Annotated in this window: 16 protein-coding genes; 9 read left to right on the plus strand and 7 right to left on the minus strand. The window is 75.0% G+C overall.

The features are described 5' to 3' along the window. The first annotated feature begins 38 nt into the window (after nucleotides 1–38). The gene (locus tag AC02VZ_RS07305; RefSeq protein WP_432056155.1) at nucleotides 39–350 is read left to right on the plus strand and encodes a hypothetical protein; all 312 of its coding nucleotides are present in this window, start codon (nucleotides 39–41) and stop codon (nucleotides 348–350) included. Between the two features lie 158 nt (nucleotides 351–508). Here the strand turns inward: AC02VZ_RS07305 and AC02VZ_RS07310 are convergent, their stop codons facing one another. From AC02VZ_RS07310 to AC02VZ_RS07320, 3 genes are all read right to left on the minus strand, one after another. Then, nucleotides 509–1294 (minus strand): hypothetical protein, encoded by a 786-nt coding sequence (locus AC02VZ_RS07310; protein ID WP_432056156.1) that lies wholly within the window; start codon nucleotides 1292–1294, stop codon nucleotides 509–511. Nucleotides 1295–1567: 273 nt separating this feature from the next. Then, nucleotides 1568–2788, minus strand: a complete 1221-nt coding sequence (locus tag AC02VZ_RS07315; protein WP_432056157.1) for an acetyl-CoA C-acetyltransferase — start codon at nucleotides 2786–2788, stop codon at nucleotides 1568–1570. 573 nt (nucleotides 2789–3361) lie between these two features. Further along, entirely contained in the window at nucleotides 3362–4441 is a 1080-nt protein-coding gene (locus AC02VZ_RS07320) for an SGNH/GDSL hydrolase family protein (protein ID WP_476474873.1), read from the minus strand. Between the two features lie 183 nt (nucleotides 4442–4624). Here AC02VZ_RS07320 and AC02VZ_RS07325 point away from each other — a divergent pair, with 183 nt between their 5' ends. Beyond that, nucleotides 4625–6013 (plus strand): cystathionine beta-synthase, encoded by a 1389-nt coding sequence (locus tag AC02VZ_RS07325; RefSeq protein WP_432056159.1) that lies wholly within the window; start codon nucleotides 4625–4627, stop codon nucleotides 6011–6013. Nucleotides 6014–6528: 515 nt separating this feature from the next. Here the strand turns inward: AC02VZ_RS07325 and AC02VZ_RS07330 are convergent. Continuing rightward, complete coding sequence (locus AC02VZ_RS07330) at nucleotides 6529–6966, minus strand: hypothetical protein (RefSeq protein ID WP_432056211.1); 438 nt, start codon at nucleotides 6964–6966, stop codon at nucleotides 6529–6531. A 448-nt stretch (nucleotides 6967–7414) separates the two neighbouring features. Here AC02VZ_RS07330 and AC02VZ_RS07335 point away from each other — a divergent pair, with 448 nt between their 5' ends. From AC02VZ_RS07335 to AC02VZ_RS07345, 3 genes are all read left to right on the plus strand, one after another. Next, nucleotides 7415–7957: a GNAT family N-acetyltransferase gene (locus AC02VZ_RS07335; protein WP_476474874.1), complete on the plus strand. Its 543-nt coding sequence runs from the start codon at nucleotides 7415–7417 to the stop codon at nucleotides 7955–7957. Nucleotides 7958–8055: 98 nt separating this feature from the next. Beyond that, nucleotides 8056–8898, plus strand: a complete 843-nt coding sequence (locus AC02VZ_RS07340; RefSeq protein ID WP_476474875.1) for a MurR/RpiR family transcriptional regulator — start codon at nucleotides 8056–8058, stop codon at nucleotides 8896–8898. Between the two features lie 258 nt (nucleotides 8899–9156). Beyond that, nucleotides 9157–9741, plus strand: a complete 585-nt coding sequence (locus AC02VZ_RS07345; protein WP_432056162.1) for a hypothetical protein — start codon at nucleotides 9157–9159, stop codon at nucleotides 9739–9741. Nucleotides 9742–9928: 187 nt separating this feature from the next. Here the strand turns inward: AC02VZ_RS07345 and AC02VZ_RS07350 are convergent, their stop codons facing one another. Next, the gene (locus AC02VZ_RS07350) at nucleotides 9929–11431 is read right to left on the minus strand and encodes a type III PLP-dependent enzyme domain-containing protein (protein WP_476474876.1); all 1503 of its coding nucleotides are present in this window, start codon (nucleotides 11429–11431) and stop codon (nucleotides 9929–9931) included. A 121-nt stretch (nucleotides 11432–11552) separates the two neighbouring features. On the opposite strand from AC02VZ_RS07350, the gene hutU reads away from it, so the two are divergent. The 4 genes from hutU (at nucleotide 11553) to hutI (ending at nucleotide 17164) form a co-directional block, all read left to right on the plus strand. After that, on the plus strand, nucleotides 11553–13217 hold the full coding sequence (gene hutU, locus AC02VZ_RS07355; protein ID WP_476474877.1) for a urocanate hydratase: 1665 nt from the start codon (nucleotides 11553–11555) through the stop codon (nucleotides 13215–13217). Further along, a complete protein-coding gene (locus tag AC02VZ_RS07360) occupies nucleotides 13214–14431 on the plus strand; it encodes an allantoate amidohydrolase (protein WP_476474878.1) in 1218 nt (405 codons plus the stop codon). The genes hutU and AC02VZ_RS07360 overlap by 4 nt, the downstream gene beginning before the upstream one ends. Continuing rightward, nucleotides 14428–15801, plus strand: a complete 1374-nt coding sequence (locus tag AC02VZ_RS07365; RefSeq protein WP_476474909.1) for a formimidoylglutamate deiminase — start codon at nucleotides 14428–14430, stop codon at nucleotides 15799–15801. Before AC02VZ_RS07360 ends, AC02VZ_RS07365 begins: the two co-directional genes overlap by 4 nt. Nucleotides 15802–15988: 187 nt before the next feature. Then, the gene (gene hutI, locus AC02VZ_RS07370) at nucleotides 15989–17164 is read left to right on the plus strand and encodes an imidazolonepropionase (RefSeq protein ID WP_476474879.1); all 1176 of its coding nucleotides are present in this window, start codon (nucleotides 15989–15991) and stop codon (nucleotides 17162–17164) included. A gap of 129 nt (nucleotides 17165–17293) precedes the next feature. On the opposite strand, the gene AC02VZ_RS07375 is transcribed toward hutI, so the two are convergent. Further along, entirely contained in the window at nucleotides 17294–18895 is a 1602-nt protein-coding gene (locus tag AC02VZ_RS07375; RefSeq protein WP_476474880.1) for a ricin-type beta-trefoil lectin domain protein, read from the minus strand. A gap of 181 nt (nucleotides 18896–19076) precedes the next feature. After that, the gene (locus tag AC02VZ_RS07380; protein WP_432056167.1) at nucleotides 19077–20003 is read right to left on the minus strand and encodes an RNA polymerase sigma factor SigF; all 927 of its coding nucleotides are present in this window, start codon (nucleotides 20001–20003) and stop codon (nucleotides 19077–19079) included. Between the last annotated feature and the right edge of the window lie 175 nt (nucleotides 20004–20178).

The following is a 20178-nucleotide window of genomic DNA, read 5'->3' on the forward strand; positions in this document are numbered from 1 at the left end:
GTTGGCAACAGTCCCGCCGCGCCGCGTACGCTCGCCGCGTGGTTGATACGACATCCCTCACCCGTGCCGTGGATCACTTCGCCGACCGTCTGCGGGCCGCGCCGCAGAGCCGGCTGCAACGCGGGGCGGCGGCCGAGGCCCTCGCCCTGGCCAGGGAGTTCGCCCGCCGGACCCAGCTGGCGGAGGAGCCGGGCACCGAGCCCCGAGAGATGCCCGACGCCGGGATGTTCGCCGCCGCGGACCAGATCACCGTCGCCGGGCACGACCTGGCGCTCGTACTGAAGAACGAGGACGAGGTCGCCGAGGCGACCCGGCTGGTGGAGGAGGCGCAGAAGCGCGCCGGGGTCTGACGAGGGCCCGGCGCGGAGCGGAGCGGCCACGGGCCGTTGGGCGGGTCGTGGCCGAGGGGCGGGCCCGGACCCGCGCTCGCGTCGGCGTCCGGGGTCGGTGACCGGTGACCGGTGCGGTGACCGTGTGGTGACCGGCACCGCGGCCGGGGCCGGGGCGGTCAGAGGGACGCTATGACCCGGTCCGCCAGGATGTACACGTTGTCCTCGCCGCAGGAGAACGTCAGGGTGTACGCCCCCGAGATGCCGGATCCGCCGAGCAGGAACGGGCTCTCGCCCGCCCGCAGAGCCGTCGCCAGGCGCTCCGCGGTCTCCCGGTGCCCCGGCGTCATGCACAGGGTGGTGCCGTCGGCGAAGACGTAGACGTCCAGGGTGCCCAGCGGGCCCGGGCGGACGTCCGCCAGCTCCACCCGGGTGGCCGCCAGCTCCTCCAGCGTCGCCACGGTGCGCTCGTGGTCGTTCACGGCCGGCGGCGGGTTCGGGACGAAGTCCGGGTGCGAGGGGTGGCGGCGACGGGCGGCGGCCAGCTCCGGGGAGTCGGCGGGGTGCTCGTCGGCCTCGGCGCCGGCCTCGGCCACCGCCTCCACCTCCAGGCCCACGAAGTCGGCCTGCCGGGGCAGGAACAGCTCACTGTCGGACAGCCCCAGCAGGGACGGCGCGTCGGAGGCGTCCCGCGCCTCCTGGGCGGCCCAGAAGGCCCGCGCCTCGGCCAGCTCCCGCTCGCGCTCCTCCGCGAGGGCTTCCGCGACGGCCGCGCGTATCTCGTCCGCGTCGGCCGTCCGGGCCGACGGAAGCAGCGCGCGCGTGGCGGCGGCTCGGCTCTCGGCCAGCTCGGTGTGCAGGGCCGCGACCTGTCGCCGCAGCACCAAGATGCTGCGCAGGACCGCGACGCCCACGGCGCCGGTGGCGGCCGTGGTGATCAGCAGGGCGATCGGCATGGCGCTCACTGACGTACTCCCGGTTCAAAGTCGACCCCCGACTTCCTACATCAGCTTGAAGGGCGGACTAACCATCTGTCAGTGCGTAACGTCACGAAACGGACAGAGTGTTGTTTCCAGGGGGGCGAGAGGTAGGGCCCTGACCTGCGTGAATCCCGGTGGCGGGAGGGATAGGTCACATCCTGAGGGCGATTGGATCACAAATCGGCCCGGAGCCCCGGTGGTTCCGGGGTTCCGGGCCGAACGCGGACGGAGGGTGCCGCCGCGGTCACGCTGCGGTGCTCAGCTGAGGCGCTCGATGACCATCGCCATGCCCTGGCCGCCGCCGACGCACATGGTCTCCAGGGCGAACTGCTTGTCGTGGAACTGCAGCGAGTTGATCAGCGTGGCGGTGATCCGGGCGCCCGTCATGCCGAAGGGGTGGCCGACGGCGATGGCGCCGCCGTTGACGTTCAGCTTCTCCAGCGGGATGCCCAGCTCGCGGTAGGACGGGATCACCTGGGCGGCGAACGCCTCGTTGATCTCCACCAGGTCGATGTCGTCGATGGTGAGGCCGGCCCGGCGCAGGGCCTGCTGCGACGCCTCGACCGGGCCGAGGCCCATGATCTCCGGGGAGAGGCCGGAGACGCCGGTGGAGACGATCCGGGCCAGCGGGGTCAGGCCCAGCTCGCGGGCCTTGGTGTCGCTCATGATGACGAGGGCCGCGGCCCCGTCGTTGAGTGGGCAGCAGTTGCCGGCGGTGACCAGGCCGTCGGGGCGGAAGACCGGCTTCAGCCCGGCGACGCCCTCCATGGTGACCCCCGCGCGCGGGCCGTCGTCCTTGGTGACCACGGTGCCGTCGGGCGTCGTGACGGGAGTGATCTCGCGCTCCCAGAAGCCGTTCTTGATGGCCTCCTCGGCGAGGTTCTGCGAGCGGACGCCGAACTCGTCCATCTCCTCGCGGGTGACGCCCTTGAGGCGGGCCAGGTTCTCCGCGGTCTGCCCCATCGCGATGTACGGGTCGGGCACCAGGCCGTCCTCGCGCGGGTCGTGCCAGGTGGAGCCCTCGGACTCGGCGACCGCCGCGGTGCGGGCCTCGGCCTCGGCGAACAGCGGGTTGCGGGTGTCCGGGAGGCTGTCGGAGTTGCCCTTGGCGAACCGGGAGACCGTCTCGACGCCGGCCGAGATGAAGACGTCGCCCTCGCCCGCCTTGATGGCGTGCAGCGCCATGCGGGAGGTCTGCAGCGAGGACGAGCAGTAACGGGTGATGGTGCAGCCCGGCAGGTGGTCCATGCCCATCTGCACGGCCACGATCCGGCCGAGGTTGTTGCCCTGCTCACCGCCGGGCAGACCGCAGCCGAGCATCAGGTCGTCGATGTCCCTCGGGTCCAGCTCGGGCACCTTGGCGAGGGCGGCCTGGACGATCGTGGCGGTGAGGTCGTCCGGGCGCACGTCCTTCAGGGACCCCTTGAAGGCGCGGCCGATGGGGGAGCGGGCGGCGGAAACGATCACGGCTTCGGGCATCACGGCTCCTGAGGGAAGGGGCGGCGCTTCGCGCCGGTCGGGGTGGTGGTCGGGCGGCGGTCATCGGGCGGCGTGCGGCGTACCGCGCGGTCGGGCAGGGCTGCCTGGGAAGTTACCCGGCCGTATCGGCGGGGTCACGGGGGGCGCGGTGTGACATGGGCCGCAACTGTCTAAGCGCTTGCTTTTGTTGCGTGCTGTCGATGATACGGCGCGTGCGGCTGATGTGACCGGTTCGGACGGGGATCGGTTCGGGCGGGGATCGGTTCGGGCGGGACCGACCGGTTCAGGCGGTGGCCGGGCGGGGACAGGCTCGGGCGGGTGGCCGGTTCTGACGGGGACCGGTCCCTGCGCCGCTCGGCCGACCGGCCGGGTCCGGCCCCGCCCGCGTGATCGTTCACCCGGCCGGTTGTCGTCCGTCCGGTCACCCACCGGCCACCATCGCACTCACCCGCCGACGCACTCACTCTCCACTCACCGCGGGCCGGTCCGCGGTGCGGCACCCGGCTGCCGCCCGCCGTGCGGGCCCCCTCCGCGCCCCGCACCCCACCCGGCCGTGCCGGCCGGTGCCCGCGCTCAGAGCTGCCGGGACGTGGACGTGGACGCGGATGACGAGGACGACGAGGACGCCGACGCCGGGGCCGTCGGGGTGGCGGGTTCGGCCTCCTGGACGCGGCGGCGCCTGCGGCGCTTGAGGAGGGCCCAGGGCCCGCGCGGCCCCGACGGCATCGCCGCGGCGACCTCCGTACCGGCCTCCGACGCGGCCTCGGCCGCCGCCCGGGCCACCGGGAGGAAGCCCTCGCGGCGGGAGGCGTCGGGACGCTCCTCCTCCGCGGGCCACAGGCCCAGCGCCGCGCACACCGTCGGCAGCACCGCCATCGCGGCCGTCGCGTACCCCTCGGCCGACGGGTGGTAGCTGTCCGGGCCGAACAGCTCGCGCGGGTTCTCGGCGAACTCGGGGCCCAGCAGATCACCCAGCGACACCGTCCGGCCGCCCTGCTCCACCGCGCCGATCGTCTGCGCCGCCGCCAGCTGCCGGGAGGCCCGCCGGGCCAGCCAGCGCAGGGGCTGCTGGACCGGCTCGATGGTGCCCAGGTCGGGACAGGTGCCCACCACCACCTCCGCGCCGGCGGTGCGCAGCCGCCGCACCGCCGCCGACAGGTGGCGCACCGAACGGGTGGCCGGCATGCGGTGCGTGACGTCGTTCGCCCCGATCATGATCACGCACATGTCCGGCACCCGGGACGGGTCCGCCAGCGCCCGCGACACCTGCCGGTCCAGGTCGTCGGAGCAGGCCCCCGGCACCGCGACCGTGCTCAGTCCCACCGGCCGCTCCGCGATCGCCGCCACCCCGGAGGCCAGCAGCGCGCCCGGGGTCTGCCCGGCCCGGTGCACGCCCTGCCCGGCGGCCGTGGAGTCGCCCAGCATGGTCAGCCGCAGCGCCGGCCGTCCGGGCACCGTGTAGGCGGCGCCGTACAGGCCGTCCGCGTTCGGCACGTGCGGCGACATGCCGTTGCCCACCCGGCGCCGCGCCAGCTGCGCCTGGGCCACCAGCAGTCCCACGGTGGCCGCGCCGGCCAGGCCGATGCCCCCGCCGCCGTACGCCGCGCCCGCCGCGATCCGCCGGGCCGCTCTCGCCCTCGACATGCTCGTCATGCCTCGCCGCCACCTCCTCCGAAGCCCTCACCCAGTGCTTGCCCCGTACGCACCGTGGTCCAATCCCACGGAGAGTGAACGACCCGGCCGCGGCCCGCGCCCGGCGCGGACCGTCCGTCCCGCGAAGGGCCTAGGCTGGCTGGACCACCACGACCGCATCTTTTGCAGCATCCGGAGACAACGGTGCAATTCCACGACTCGATGATCAGCCTCGTCGGCAACACCCCGCTCGTCAGGCTCAACAGCGTGACCAAGGGCATCAGGGCGACCGTCCTGGCCAAGGTCGAGTACTTCAACCCCGGCGGCTCCGTGAAGGACCGCATCGCCCTGCGCATGGTCGAGGCCGCGGAGAAGAGCGGGGAACTGCAGCCGGGCGGCACCATCGTCGAGCCCACCAGCGGCAACACGGGCGTGGGGCTCGCCATCGTGGCCCAGCAGAAGGGCTACAAGTGCATCTTCGTCTGCCCGGACAAGGTGTCCCTGGACAAGATCAACGTCCTGCGCGCGTACGGGGCCGAGGTCGTGGTGTGCCCGACCGCCGTGGCGCCCGAGCACCCCGACTCGTACTACAACGTTTCCGACCGGCTGGTCCGTGAGACGCCCGGCGCCTGGAAGCCGGACCAGTACTCCAACCCGAACAACCCGCTGTCGCACTACCACTCCACCGGCCCCGAGCTGTGGGAGCAGACGGCGGGGAAGATCACCCACTTCGTCGCGGGCGTCGGCACCGGCGGCACCATCTCCGGCACCGGCCGCTACCTCAAGGACGCCAGCGACGGCCGCGTCAAGGTCATCGGCGCCGACCCCGAGGGCTCCGTCTACTCCGGCGGCTCCGGGCGTCCGTACCTGGTCGAGGGCGTCGGCGAGGACTTCTGGCCGACCGCCTACGACCGGACCGTCGCGGACGAGATCGTGGCCGTGTCCGACAAGGACTCCTTCCAGATGACCCGCCGCCTCGCCAAGGAGGAGGGCCTGCTGGTCGGCGGTTCCTGCGGCATGGCGGTCGTGGCGGCCCTCGAAGTGGCCTCGCGGCTCGACGAGGACGACGTGGTCGTCGTGCTGCTGCCGGACAGCGGGCGCGGCTACCTCAGCAAGATCTTCAACGACGAGTGGATGGCCGACTACGGCTTCCTGGAGGACGCGGGTCCCAGCGCCCGGGTCGGCGACGTCCTGGACGACAAGGCCGGCGACCACATGCCGTCCCTGGTCCACATGCACCCGGACGAGACGGTCGGCCAGGCCATCGAGGTGCTGCGCGAGTACGGCGTCTCGCAGATGCCGGTCGTCAAGCCCGGCGCCGGTCACCCGGACGTGATGGCCGCCGAGGTCGTCGGCTCCGTGGTGGAGCGGGAACTGCTGGATCACCTGTTCAGCAAGGGCGCCTCCCTGGACGACCCGCTGGAGAAGCACATGTCCGCCCCGCTGCCGCAGGTCGGCTCGGGCGAGCCGGTCGAGGACCTGATGGCCGTGCTGGGCAAGGCCGACGCGGCGATCGTCCTCGTCGAGGGCAAGCCGACCGGCGTGGTCAGCCGCCAGGACCTGCTGGCCTTCCTCGCCAAGGGCGGCAAGTGACGGAAGGGCTCACGCCCGCCGCACGCGCCCGGTGCTGACCGCCGGGTCGGCCGGGGCCGTCGTGAGGACCCCGTGCGCCTCGCGCCCGTCGGCCGTGCGGCCGGACCGTCGGTCGTGCGGACCGTCGGCCGGGCGGCAGGGCGCCGGGGTCTTCGCGCACCTGGTACGCGGGTGTCACGTCCGCGCAGCACGCGCTTAACACGCGTCCGGCACAGTGAGGGTGTCGGCAAGGGGCGGTGGCGCACCTCCCGGGCGCGCACAGCGCCGGGGGAGACGTCGCTCCCGGCCGGCACCGAGCGGCGTCAGGACCTTCCGGAGCGGCTCCCGGATCTCCACGGACGCCACGGACGCGCTCCCGGCCGTGAGGCCGGCCCGCGTCCCTCGCGGGGACCGCTGTCGTCCCGTCCCCCGGCAACGGGGGAACGGCGGTCCCCGCGCATCTCGGCCGTACGCACCCCGTGGGCGCGCGCCGCGTGAGGCGGGTCGGTCCGTACGAGCCGTCGGTGCGGTGAGGGTCAGTCCTCCCAGCCGCCGTCCGTGCCGGACCCGCGGCCACCCCGGCCCCGGCCGCCGAAGAGGCCGGGATACATGCGGGCCGCCTGCACCACGTTGACGCCGACGATGCCCGCCCAGGTGACGAGCAGGCCGGGCAGCTGGCCCACACCGCCGCCGATGGCGGACAGCGGCACCGCGAGCACCAGGGAGACGATCCCGAACCCGAACCGCTCGCCCCAGCTGTCCGTGGCCCTCGGGGCGCGGGAGTCCCGGGTGGCCGCCATCTGCTGCTCGGCCATCTGCCGGCGCACCCGCCGCTCCACCGCGCCGTCGATGCGCTGGTCGACCTTCTCCAGGAACGAGTCGACCAGCGCGGACTCGTACTCCTCGCCCAGTTCCCTGCGGGCCTGCAGGGTGGCGGCGAGTTCCTTCTTCGCCTCGGCGTCCAGCGCTTCCATACCGGTCATGGGAGCCACGGTAGGCAGGTGCCCCTCCGACGGCACTGGGGGTAACCCCCGTCTCCGGCTCGGGCTGCCTGCCGTGTGCCGGCGGCCGAGGACCTGGGAGCCGGGACGAGGGTCGAAGGACGGTTGCGGTCGCCGGGGTCGTAGGGGCGGGCGGACGCGCGGGTCGTGCGGCTCGTGCGGCCGTTGCGCGGCGGGTCCGTGCGCCCGGGTGCGGGACGTACGGCCGTCGCGGGCGGGTCCGGAGGCGCGGACGTGCGGCATGCGGTCGGCGCCGGCTCCGAGGCCGGGCCCGGAAGAACCCGGCCGGGTGCCGCGCCGGCCCGGATATCCTGCGGCGTCGTCCGCGTCGTCCGCGTCGTCCGCGTCGTCCGCGTCGTCCGCGTCGTCCGGTCGTCCGCGTCGACCAGACCGATCAGGCCGATCAGGAGGGTCCCGCACCATGCCGAGCGCCGCCCCGCCCTTTCCCGCCCGCATCGAGCTCCGGGGGGAGGGGCTCGTGCTGCGGGACTGGACGGAGGACGACCTGTCCGCCATGCCCGCGCTCTTCGACCACCCGGACATCGCCTACTGGACGCCCCTGGCCAGCCCCTTCGACGGAGCCGCCGCCCGCGCCCGGCTGGAACGGGATCGGCGTCTGCGGGCGGAGGGCAGCGTCATCCTGCTCGCCATCACGGTCGACGGCGGCGCCCCCTGCGGCGAGGTGATGCTCCGGCGCGGCGACGGCGGTGTCGAACTCGGCTACGCGGTGGGCCCGGCGCACCGCGGCCAGGGGCTCGCCGCGCGGGCGGTGCGGGTGATGGCCGCGTACGCGCACGAGGAGCTGGGTGCCGACCGGGTGATCCTCGAACTGGAGCCCGAGAACGCCGCCAGCGTCGCCGTCGCCACCCGCGCGGGCTTCCGGCCGCTCGACGTCCCGCTGATCGAGGGCGAGGAGAAGGGACGTCCCTACGCCCTGCAGACCTGGGGCCGAAACCTTCCCTGACCCGTCCGCCCGGCTCCCGGTGCGGTTGTATGGAGTCATGCAGGACCCGCGGGACGTGAAGAGGTCGCGAAGGTGAAGAGGTCGAGGGGGAGCCGCGCATGAGCGTCACCGACAGCCCCGCCGCGCGTCTGCAGGCGCTCTTCGAGGGGCACCGGCTGACGCCGACGCAGCGGCGCATCGCGCACAGCATGGTGCGGCGGGCCGCCGACGTGCCGTTCCTGTCCAGTGTGGAACTGGCCGAGCTGGCCGGGGTGAGCCAGCCGTCGGTGACCCGGTTCGCCGTGGCGCTGGGCTTCGACGGCTACCCGGCCCTGCGCCGCCACCTGCGCGAGGTGGCGCCCGCCGACGCCGCGCCGCCGGCCGCGGACGCCAACGAGTACCAGCAGGCCGTCGAGGCCGAGATCGAGAACCTGCGGCACCTGGCGGACGCCCTGGCCGACCCGGAGCCGGTCCGCCGGGCCGGCCGGGTGCTCGCGCACAGCCGCCCCCTGCCCGTCCTGGGGCTGCGGGCGGCTGCCGCCCAGGCGCACGGGTTCGCCTACTTCGCGGCCAAGGTCCACCCCGACGTGCGGCTGCTGAACGAGGGCGGCACGATGCTCCACGACCGTATCGACGCCGCCGCCCGGGCCGGTGCCAACGCGTTGCTGTGCTTCGCCCTGCCCCGGCACCCCCGCGAGGTGGTCGAGGCCCTCACCCGCGCCAAGGAGGTGGGGCTGACCGTCGTGACGGTGGCCGACTCCGCCTTCGCGCCGGTCGCCAAGGTGTCCGACCTGCTGCTGCCCGCCGCCGTCGGCACCGGGCTCGCCTTCGACACGGCGTGCGCGCCGATGCTGCTCGGGCGGGTGCTGCTGGAGGCGATGTGCGACGGGCTGCCCGACGCGCAGGCCCGCCTGGAGGAGTTCGACACCCGGGCGGCGGCGCGCGGCCTGTTCGTGGAGTGACGGCGGCGGACGCGGGAGCGCGCCACCGGACGCCACCGGAGCGAAGGGGGCCCCGGGAAGTCCGGGAGCGCGGGGTCTGTCGGGTCCCGTCGACCGGAGAACGGGTGACCGGGGTGGCGGCGGGCCGCGCCGATTCTCAGACTCGTCTCACCTTGGCTCGTTAGCCTGCCCCTCCCGGGACCACTGCCCGGGAGCACCCCGAGGGGTGTGACAGACGTGGGGGACGGACGTGTGGGACGGGAGAACAGGAGGCCGGACGTGACGCGCGGAGGACAGGGGCTGGCCCGGGTGGCCGTCGTCGTACGGGCCGGAGCCGCGCCACTGTGGTGGACCGGAGTGGTGGCGGCGGGCACCGGGGCGCTGGTGCCGGGCCTGACCGGACGGCGGATCGGCGTGCTGGCCGGTGCGGTGCTGTTCCTCGTCGCGGTGGCCGCCGTGGCGTACACGCGCCGGGGACGGTACCGCGCCTTGGCCCGCTCGGCGGCCCGCGCGGGCAAGCACGACGTGCTCCAGGACCGTGCGGTGAGCGCGCGCAACTGGCGCCGCGGGCACCGCTGGTGGCTGCTGCTCGCCTTCCTCGCCGCCGTCGGCAGCGCGTTCGTGCTGCCCGCCGCGGGCGGTCTGCTGATGGCGGGCTGGGGTGTCGGCCTGTGGCTGAAGGCGGCCTGGGTCGGGCGGCTGGAGCAGGCCGACGACACCCTGCTCTGGGTGCGCGTCGACTGGCTCGACCGCCGCGCGGGCGGCGCCGCCGGCAAGCGGGTCAAGGGCTACCGCACCACCGGCATCGCCGCGGGCGACGCGGCCCCCGGCGGAGCCCGCCGCCGCACTCCGGTGGCCGTCTGAGCCGCGGCCCGCGCCTGGACCGGACGGAACCCCGGGCCCGGCGCGGGGGCGCCCGGGCCCGGGCCCGGCAGCGCCGTGCGGCCGGCAGGCCGTCAGACCGGCAGCAGACCGGCAGATCAGCAGACCGGCGGACCGGCGGACCGGCAGCCGTCAGCCCGGCGGGACCGGTGGGAGACGGGTCAGGGCGTCAGCCCGGCGGACCCGGCGGACCCGGCGGACCCGGCGGGAGACGGGTCAGGGCGTCCGGGGTGCCGCCGCCCGACTCGGCGACGATCTCCTCGACGGTCTGCGCGCGCCGGACCGGGGAGAAGGCGATGCCGCCCCTGCCGTCGGGGGCGAAGCCGTGGACGGCGGGCCGGGGGAGCGAGTTGTAGGCGTAGTGGTGGGCGAAGTAGTACGCGCCGGTGTCCAGGGCCGCCGCGTAGTCGCCCTGTTCGAGCAGGGGCAGCGCCTGCTCACGGGCCAGCAGGTCGCCCGCGAAGCAGGCCGGGCCCGCCACGTCCTGCACCACGGCCGGGCCCTCCTTCGGCCGGCCCTCGGCGTCGTACGCGGCGATCCGCAGCGGCCACGCCCCCGGCGCGTACACGGTGCGCGTCGCCACCTGCACGCCCGCGTGCGTCACCGCCACCGGCCGGCCGCCCGCCCGCTTGGCGTACTCGACCCGTGCCACGACGGTGCCGTGCTTGGCGAGCAGTGACCGGCCGAACTCGGTGACCAGCCCGTACCGCCCGTCGAACAGGCCCGGGACCGCCTCGCTCAGCAGCCGCGCGTACTGCGCGTGGGTGGGGTCGATGGCGTCGGAGGCGAAGTTGACCGGGAGTCCGCCGCCGATGTCGAGGGTGTCGACCTGCTGCCGTCCGGCCCGCCGGTTGATCTCCTCCGCGAGGGCGTACACCTCCGCCACCCCACGCGCCATCAGCGACAGGGCGACGCCCTGCGAACCGGTGTGCGCGTGCAGCCGGGTCAGCCACGGCCGGTCCAGGTAGGCCCGCACGACCCGGGCGCGGGCGCCCTCGTCGCGCAGCGCCACCCCGAACTTCGACGTCGCCGTGGCCGTGGACAGGGCCTCGATGGAGCCGGCCCCGACCTGCGGGTTCACCCGCAGGCCGAGCGGGGAGCGGGTGCCGGACCGCGGGACCAGGGTGTCGAGGCGGGCCAGTTCCTGCGGGTTGTCCACGTTGACGGCGAGGCCCAGGGCCAGCGCCTCGCGCAGCTCCCCCGGCGTCTTGGCGGGCGAGTCCAGCACGGTGTGCCGGGGCGGCACTCCCGCCGCCCGGGCCAGGGCCAGCTCGCCCGGGCTCGCCACCTCCGCGCCGACGCCCTCCGCGTACAGCAGCCGCAGGACCGGCACCAGCGGGGCGGCCTTCACCGCGAAGGCGTGCAGGACGGGCGTCCCGGGCGGGGTCACCGCCGCGAACGCGGCCCGCAGCGCCGCCGCCGACCGCCGGATCCCGGTGACGTCGAGCAGCGCCACCAGGGGCCGGTCCGGGTCGAGCAGCCCCTGCTCCACGGCCGCCCGCACCGCCGCGTCCCGCCGCCCCGCCGCCTCCCCGTCCGCGCCGGGGGCGTCGTCGTCACCGAGGCCGTGGCCGACATCGTCACCGAGGCCGTGGCCGGGAAGGTCCCCGTGGCCGGGCACGTCCCCGTCACCGTGGCGGAAGCCGCCGTCGTTCTTCCCGTCGGTGCCCATGGGTCCAGCCAAACATCCGGCGCGCGCCCGTGTCGGCCCACCGATGTATTGACTAGTTCTATTCAGGCGGCGAGGATGTGAATATCCGTAGCAGCAGTCGTGGCCGTCCAGGAGGCAGACCATGTCAGGACCCCGCACCGTCCGAGCGCCGCGCGGCACGGAACCGAGCGCCCTCGGCTGGCAGCAGGAGGCCGCGCTGCGGATGCTGCAGAACAACCTCGACCCCGAGGTCGCCGAGCACCCCGACAAGCTGGTCGTCTACGGCGGCACCGGCAAGGCCGCCCGCGACTGGCGCTCCTTCGACGCCATGGTCCGCACGCTCCGGACCCTCAAGCAGGACGAGACGATGCTCGTCCAGTCCGGGCGGCCTGTCGGCGTGATGCAGACCCACGAGTGGGCGCCGCGGGTCCTCATCGCGAACTCCCACCTCGTCGGCGACTGGGCCACCTGGGAGGAGTTCCGCCGTCTGGAGGCCCTCGGCCTGACGATGTACGGGCAGATGACCGCCGGCTCCTGGATCTACATCGGCACCCAGGGCATCCTCCAGGGCACCTACGAGACCTTCGCCGCCGTCGCCGCCAAGCGGTTCGGCGGCACGCTCGCCGGGACCATCACCCTCACCGCCGGGCTCGGCGGCATGGGCGGCGCCCAGCCCCTCGCGGTGACCATGAACGACGGCGTGGCGATCTGCGTCGACTGCGACCCGCGCGCCATCGACCGCCGCATCGGGCACCGCTACCTGGACGTGAAGGCCGACTCGCCCGAGCACGCCCTCCAGCTGGCCGTCGAGGCCCGCGACGCCCGCCGCCCGCTGTCCATCGGCGTGCTGGGCAACGCGGCCGAACTGCTGCCGAGGTTCCTCGCCATGGGCGCGCCCGTCGACATCGTCACCGACCAGACCTCCGCGCACGACCCGCTCGCCTACCTGCCCGCCGGCCTGGCCTTCGAGGACATGGCCGAGGCCGCCGAGAAGGACCCGGCCGGCTTCACCACCCGCGCCCGCGAGTCGATGGCCCGGCACGTCGAGGCAATGGTCGGCTTCCTGGACGCCGGCGCCGAGGTCTTCGACTACGGCAACTCGATCCGCGGCGAGGCGCGGCTCGCCGGGTACGACCGGGCGTTCGCCTTCCCCGGCTTCGTCCCCGCCTACATCCGGCCGCTGTTCTGCGAGGGCAAGGGCCCCTTCCGCTGGGCGGCCCTCTCCGGCGACCCGGCCGACATCGCGAAGACCGACCGGGCGGTCCTCGACCTCTTCGCCGAGAACGAGTCGCTGGCCCGCTGGATCCGGATGGCCGGTGAACGCGTCCACTTCCAGGGCCTGCCCGCCCGCATCTGCTGGCTCGGCTACGGCGAACGCGACCGGGCCGGCGAGCGGTTCAACGACATGGTCGCGAGCGGGGAACTGGCCGCGCCGGTCGTCATCGGCCGCGACCACCTGGACTGCGGCTCCGTCGCCTCCCCGTACCGGGAGACCGAGGCCATGCGGGACGGCTCCGACGCCATCGCCGACTGGCCGCTGCTCAACGCCATGGTCAACGTGGCCTCCGGCGCCTCCTGGGTCTCCCTCCACCACGGCGGCGGCGTCGGCATGGGCCGCTCGATCCACGCCGGGCAGGTCACCGTCGCCGACGGCACCCCGCTCGCCGGGGAGAAGATCCGGCGCGTGCTCACCAACGACCCCGGCATGGGCGTGATCCGGCACGTCGACGCCGGGTACGACCTCGCGGAGTCGGTGGCGGACAGCCGGGGTGTGCGCATCCCCATGCGGGAGGGTGACCTGGCGTGAGCTTCCACCGCATGTGGGCGGAGCTGCTGCCCCTCGGCCGCGACACCGGCACCGGCGGCTACCGCCGCTACGCCTGGACCGCGGCCGACGCCGACTGCCGGGCCTGGTTCGAGCAGCAGGCCCGCGCCCGCGGCCTGGCCTGCGAGACCGACCGCAACGGCAACCAGTGGGCCTGGCTCGGCGACCCGGCCGCCGGGGACGCCGTCGTCACCGGCTCGCACCTGGACTCCGTGCCCGACGGCGGCGCCTTCGACGGCCCCCTCGGCGTGGTGTCCGCCTTCGCCGCCCTTGACGCACTCCGAGACCGGGGCGCCCGGCCCACCCGGCCCCTGGGCGTCGTCAACTTCGGCGACGAGGAGGGCGCCCGCTTCGGCCTGGCCTGCGTCGGCTCCCGCCTCACCGCCGGGCAGCTCACCCGGGAACAGGCCCACCGCCTCACCGACGCCGAGGGCGTCACCCTGCCGCGGGCCATGGAGGCCGCCGGGTACGACCCGGACGCGATCGGCCCGGACCCCGAACGCCTCGCCCGCATCGGCGCCTTCGTCGAACTCCACGTCGAACAGGGCCGCGCCCTGGACCTGTCCGGCGACCCGGTCGGCGTCGCCTCCGCCATCTGGCCGCACGGCCGCTGGCGCTACGACTTCCGGGGCGAGGCCAACCACGCCGGCACCACCCGCCTCGCCGACCGCCGCGACCCCATGCTGCCGTACGCCGAGACCGTCCTCGCCGCCCGCCGGGAGGCCGAACGCGCCGGTGCCGTCGCCACCTTCGGCAAGATCGCCGTCGAGCCCAACGGGGTCAACGCCATCCCCTCCCTGGTGCGCGGCTGGCTCGACTCCCGGGCCGCCGACCAGGACGCCCTCGACACGGTGACCGCGGCCGTGGAGAAGGCCGCCCGCGACCACGCCGCCGCGCACGGCGTGGACCTGGACGTGGTGCGCGAGTCCTTCACGCCCGAGGTCGGCTTCGACCACGCGCTGCGCGACGAACTCGGCCGCATCCTCGCCCGGGACACCGGCCACCGGGTGCCCGTCCTCGGCACCGGCGCGGGACACGACGCCGGAATCCTCTCCGCGAGCGTCCCGACCGCCATGCTGTTCGTACGCAACCCCACCGGCGTCTCGCACTCCCCGGCCGAGTTCGCCGCCGAGGACGACTGCGTGGCCGGGGTGACCGCGCTCGCCGACGTACTGGAGGGACTGGCGTGCAGGTGACGCAGGACAGCACGGGCGGCGGTACGGGCGGCAGCGCCGCGCGGACCTACTGGCTGGAGCACGCCTGGCTCGGCGACCGGGTCGAACCGGGCGTCACGGCGGAGGTCCGGGACGGCGTCCTCACCGCCGTCGTGCCCGGCACCGGCACCCCGCCGCCCGGCGCCGAGGTGCTGCGCGGGCTCACCCTGCCCGGACTGGCGAACGCCCACTCGCACGCCTTCCACCGCGCCCTGCGCGGCACCGTCCAGGTCGGCAGCGGCACCTTCTGGACCTGGCGGGAGGTCATGTACTCGGTCGCCGACCGGCTCACCCCGGACAGCTACCACGCCCTCGCCCGCGCGGTCTACGCCGAGATGGCGCTCGCCGGGATCACCGCCGTCGGCGAGTTCCACTACCTGCACCACGCTCCCGGCGGCACCCCCTACGCCGACCCCAACGCGATGGGCGAGGCCCTGATCGCCGCCGCCGCCGAGGCGGGCATCCGCATCACCCTCCTCGACACCTGCTACCTCTCGTCCGGCTTCGGGAAGCCCCCGAACCACCACCAGCTGCGCTTCTCCGACGGCACCGCCGACGCCTGGGCCGACCGGGCCTCCCGCCTCACCGCGCGGGACCACGCGCGGATCGGCGCCGCCATCCACTCCGTACGGGCCGTGCCCGCCGGGCAGTTGGCGACCGTGGCGGGCTGGGCCGAGGAGCGGCGGGCCCCGCTGCACGTGCACCTGTCCGAGCAGACCGCCGAGAACGACGCCTGCCACCGGGCACACGGCCGCACCCCGGCCCGGCTGCTCGCCGACCACGGTGTGCTCGGCCCGCGCACCACCGGCGTCCACCACACCCACCTCACCGACGAGGACATCTCCCTCATCGGCGGCAGCGGCACCGGCACCTGCATGTGCCCCACCACCGAACGCGACCTCGCCGACGGCATCGGCCCCGCGGCGGCCCTGCAGCGCGAGGGGTCCCCGCTCTCCCTCGGCTCCGACAGCCACGCCGTCGTCGACCTGCTGGAGGAGGCCCGCGCCCTGGAGCTGAACGAGCGGCTGCGCACCCGCACCCGCGGCCACTGGACGGCCAACGCCCTGCTGCGCGCGGCCACCGCCGACGGGCACGCCGCCCTCGGCTGGGACCGGACCGGCGCCCTCGACACCGGAGCGCTCGCCGACTTCACCACGCTCGCCCTGGACTCGGTCAGGACGGCCGGACCGCCGGCCCGGCTCGGCGCCGAGACGGCCGTCTTCGCCGCGACGGCGGCCGATGTGCGCCACACGGTGGTGGGAGGCCGGCACGTCGTGCGCGACGGAGTGCACACCCTCGTCCCCGACGTGCCGCGGGCCCTCGCGGACGCCGTCCGGGCCCTGCACGCCTGACGCCCGCACTCCCGACGACCGCACGCCGGAAGACCACCCGCCGGAAGACCACCCGCCGGAAGACCACCCGCCGGAAGAACGCCCGCCCGACGCCCGCACCCCCGCCGCCCGCACGCCCGAAGGCCGCTTTCCCGACAACCGCCTGCCGCCCGCCGGAAGCGCCCGCCGAGCCATCCACGAGGACACCATGAGCAGCAGCACCCTCATCACCGACATCGCCGCACTGGTCACCAACGACCCCTCCCTCGAACGGGACTCCCCCCTGGGCCTGATCCGCGACGCGGCCGTCGTCATCGACGGCGACCACGTCGTGTGGACCGGTGAGGCAAGCAAAGCACCCGCCACTGACAACCGGGTCGACGCCGGCGGCCGGGCGGTCGTCCCGGGCTTCGTGGACTCCCACTCCCACCTGGTCTTCGCGGGCGACCGCACCGAGGAGTTCAACGCCCGCATGTCCGGCCGCCCCTACAGCGCGGGCGGCATCCGCACCACCGTCGCCGCCACCCGCGCCGCCACCGACGCGGAACTGGAGGCGAACCTCACCCGCTACCTCGCCGAGGCGCTCCGGCAGGGCACCACCACCTTCGAGACCAAGTCCGGCTACGGCCTGACCGTCGCCGACGAGTCCCGCGCCCTGCGCCTGGCCGCCCGCCACACCGACGAGGTCACCTACCTCGGCGCCCACATCGTCGCCCCCGAGTTCGCGGACGACCCGGCCGCCTACGTGGACCTCGTCACCGGCGAGATGCTGGACGCCTGCGCGCCGCACGCCCGCTGGATCGACGTGTTCTGCGAGCAGGGAGCCTTCGACGGCGACCAGGCCCGCGCCGTCCTCACCGCGGGCCGGGCCAGGGGCCTGCGCCCCCGCATCCACGCGAACCAGCTCACCCACGGCCCCGGCGTCCAGCTCGCCGTGGAGGTCGACGCGGCCAGCGCCGACCACTGCACCCACCTCACCGACGCCGACGTGGACGCCCTCGCCCACAGCCGGACCGTCGCCACGCTGCTGCCCGGCGCCGAGTTCTCCACCCGGGCCGCCTGGCCCGACGCGCGCCGCCTGCTGGACGCAGGGGCCACCGTGGCGCTGTCCACCGACTGCAACCCGGGCTCCTCGTTCACGTCCTCCGTCGCGTTCTGCATCGCCCTCGCGGTGCGGGACATGGGGATGACGCCGGACGAGGCCGTCTGGTCGGCCACCGCGGGCGGCGCGGCGGCCCTGCGCCGTACCGACGTCGGCCGCATCGCCCCGGGGGCCCGGGCGGACCTGGTGCTCCTCGACGCCCCCAGTCACGTGCACCTCGCCTACCGCCCCGGCGTCCCGCTGGTCGCGGGGGTGTGGCGGAGCGGCGTGCGCGTGGTGTGACCGGCGCGGTGTGACCGACGGGGTGTGACCGACGGGGTGCGGCGGCGCGGACGCCGGGCGGGTTCCCCGCCCCCGCCGCGCCCGCGACCGGCGGGACGCCGTACCCCGGCCCGCCGCCGTGCCGGTCCGTCAGCTCCCCGCCCGCCACCGCTGGTCGGCCCGTCCCGTCTCGGCCACCAGGGACACCGCGTCACCGCCGGACGGGGTGAGAGCGTGGCCCGGGGCGATCGCGGGGCGGATCACCCCGCGGGCGTCGACGGCGAACCGGAGGTTCTGCCCGTTGCGCCCGTCGACCGAGTCGCACTCCCAGATGCCGACCCCGCGGCCCACCGCGCCCCGGCTGTCCAGGCAGTAGTCGGGATCGGCGGCGGACTGGAGCACCCCCCGCCCGCGGTCGAACCGCCACCGCTGCGTGGGGGAGGAGTCGCAGGGCGCGGTGACCACGTCGGTGCGCTTCTCCAGGACGCCGCCGCGGATGTCCAGGCACAGGCCCCGGGCGACGTTGACGACCGGGGCGTAGGCGGCGCCCGGCGGCGGGTGCGTGGGCGCCTCGCGGGTCGGGGACGGGGTGGCCCGGGGCGGCTGCGAGGGGCCCGGCGGCCGGGTCCGCGACGGTGACGGCGACGGGGTGCTCGTGGACGGGGAGGGCGGGGCGGACGACGACGGCGTGGCCGTCACCGTCACCGGCGGCGGCACGGGCAGGGGGACGGACGAGCCGGCCGTGTCCTCGGCCGCGGGCTCGGCGGGCGGCCTCAGGAACAGCAGCAGCGGCAGCACGCCCATCCCTAGCACCGCCGAGGCCAGCACCAGGCGCCGGGACCGCGGCAGCGACCGCAGGGCGGCGAACCCGGCCCCGGCCGGTGCCGCGGCGCCCGCCCCGGCGCCGGCGGAGTCCGGCCCGGGCGGCGCCGGGGCCCGGCCGGCACGGGCCGCGTAGGCGGTGCCCGCCCACGGCAGCAGGCCCTCCGCGAGGGTGGGAGCCGGGGCGTCGCGCAGCGCGCACAGCTCCTCGTACGCCGCCGTGCAGACGGAGCAGCGGGCCCGGTGCGTGTGCAGGTCCGCGCTGTCGCGCGGGGCGTCGGGGCGCACCGCCTCCGTGATGAGCCGCCGGAAGTCGGCGCAGCGGGGGTCGTCGGAGGCGGCCAGCCGGCCGCGCAGGCACGCCTGGCCGAGCGACCGCAGCGCGGAGTCGGTGCCCTGGGCCACGTCCCGGGGGGCCACGCCTAGCAGGGCGGCCGTGCGGTCCGCGCTCTCCCGCTCCACGACCCCGTACCAGAGCAGCCCCTGGGTCCGGTACGGCAGGGTGCGGAACGCGGCCAGCATGGGCGGCACCGGCCCGCCGGGGCCGGCGGAGGTGAGCAGCAGGTGCAGTCCGGGGTCGAGCCCGCCGGCCCGCCCGTCGGCGGCCCAGGAGGCGGCGACGCGGGCGGTGAGCAGCAGCAGGTGGTGGCGGAGCGGGCCGCCGGGGTCGCTGCCGTGCGCGGTCTGACGGGCCGCCAGGGTGAAGGCCTGGGCGGCGAGCTGACGTGCCGTCGACTCGCCGGTGGCGCACTGGCGGGCGTACGCGTGCACGGCGGGGCCGTGCCGGGCCCGGAGTTCCCGCAGGGCCGCGTAGGCGGCCGCGGTGTCGCCTCGCAGCAGGTCGGTCAGCCGGGTGTCGGACGCGCCCGTGTGCGGGCCGGGGGGTGTCGCGCCGTCACCGTGGACCGTCTCGTCGTCGCCCGCAGCCATGCACGCCTCCTCGCGTCACCGGGTCCGTGCCCCGGCGTTCCTGACCTACCGGCCAGTTTGGCGAGCCCATAGTGGAGGAAGACGGCGTGTGAAGATAGGGGTGACCGTGGGTAACGAGAGCGCCCCGCGCCCGTCCGGAGTCCGGTGCCCCGGTGCCGGGCGGACGCGGGACGCTGTCGGGTCACTCCTCGACGGTCAGACCCTTGCGCAGTTTCACCAGGGTGCGGGAGAGCAGCCGGGAGACGTGCATCTGGGAGATGCCCAGCTCCTCACCGATCTCCGACTGCGTCATGCCGGCCACGAAGCGCAGCGACAGGATCTTCCGGTCGCGGGCCGGTAGCTCGGCGATCAGCGGCTTCAGGGACTCGACGTACTCGATGCCTTCGAGGCCGTGGTCCTCGTAGCCGATCCGGTCGGCCAGCGCGCCCTCGGCGTCGTCCTCCTCCGGCTGGGCGTCCAGCGAGGAGGCGGTGTAGGCGTTGGACGCCGCCATGCCCTCGACGACCTCGTCGTTGGTGATGCCCAGGTGTGCGGCGAGCTCGGCCACTGTCGGCGCGCGGTCGAGCTGCTGGGCCAGTTCGTCACCGGCCTTGGCCAGGTCCAGCCGCAGTTCCTGGAGCCTGCGCGGGACGCGCACGGACCACGAGGTGTCGCGGAAGAAGCGCTTGATCTCGCCGATGATCGTCGGCATGGCGAACGTGGGGAACTCCACCCCGCGCGACAGCTCGAAGCGGTCGATCGCCTTGATCAGGCCGATGGTGCCGACCTGGATGATGTCCTCCATCGGCTCGCTGCGGGAGCGGAAGCGAGAGGCGGCGAACTTGACCAGGGCGAGATTGAGTTCGACGAGCGTGTTGCGTACGTACGAGTACTCGTGGGTGCCTTCGTCCAGCGTTTCGAGGCGCTCGAAGAGGGTCTTGGACAGGGCCCGGGCGTCGACCGGGGCCACCTCGTCGTACGGGGGGATCTCCGGGAGACCGGCGAGCAGATCGTCCAGGACGACGGGGTCGTCGTCCGGCTCGAGGGGAATCAGATGTTCCGGAGAGCGTGTCGACGTCGCTGTATGGGTAGGCGATGCGTCGAGCCGGGGTGACATGATGTCCTCCATCGTTCTCGGCATATGGCTGCCGAAGCCAAATACGTGCACTGCGGTGTGCGGCGCCTCCAAAGCCGGCCGTGTCGGGTACGTGTCTTTACTAGCCCTACCCGCTTTGCCGAGCCCGCCGCAAGTGCGTTTTGTTGGTTTATGTCCGTTTGCGGGGGATTGTTCGGCTGTCGAAGCG

The sequence above is a fragment of the Streptomyces sp. 3-6 genome (assembly GCF_056323165.1).

Coding starts and splice junctions, on each gene's coding strand:
- AC02VZ_RS07315 (WP_432056157.1), bottom strand. CDS start 2,788: ATGCCCGAAGCCGTGATCGTTTCCGCCGCCCGCTCCCCCATCGGCCGC.
- AC02VZ_RS07320 (WP_476474873.1), bottom strand. CDS start 4,441: ATGACGAGCATGTCGAGGGCGAGAGCGGCCCGGCGGATCGCGGCGGGC.
- AC02VZ_RS07330 (WP_432056211.1), bottom strand. CDS start 6,966: ATGGAAGCGCTGGACGCCGAGGCGAAGAAGGAACTCGCCGCCACCCTG.
- AC02VZ_RS07335 (WP_476474874.1), top strand. CDS start 7,415: ATGCCGAGCGCCGCCCCGCCCTTTCCCGCCCGCATCGAGCTCCGGGGG.
- AC02VZ_RS07340 (WP_476474875.1), top strand. CDS start 8,056: ATGAGCGTCACCGACAGCCCCGCCGCGCGTCTGCAGGCGCTCTTCGAG.
- AC02VZ_RS07350 (WP_476474876.1), bottom strand. CDS start 11,431: ATGGGCACCGACGGGAAGAACGACGGCGGCTTCCGCCACGGTGACGGG.
- hutU (WP_476474877.1), top strand. CDS start 11,553: ATGTCAGGACCCCGCACCGTCCGAGCGCCGCGCGGCACGGAACCGAGC.
- hutI (WP_476474879.1), top strand. CDS start 15,989: ATGAGCAGCAGCACCCTCATCACCGACATCGCCGCACTGGTCACCAAC.
- AC02VZ_RS07375 (WP_476474880.1), bottom strand. CDS start 18,895: ATGGCTGCGGGCGACGACGAGACGGTCCACGGTGACGGCGCGACACCC.
- AC02VZ_RS07380 (WP_432056167.1), bottom strand. CDS start 20,003: ATGGAGGACATCATGTCACCCCGGCTCGACGCATCGCCTACCCATACA.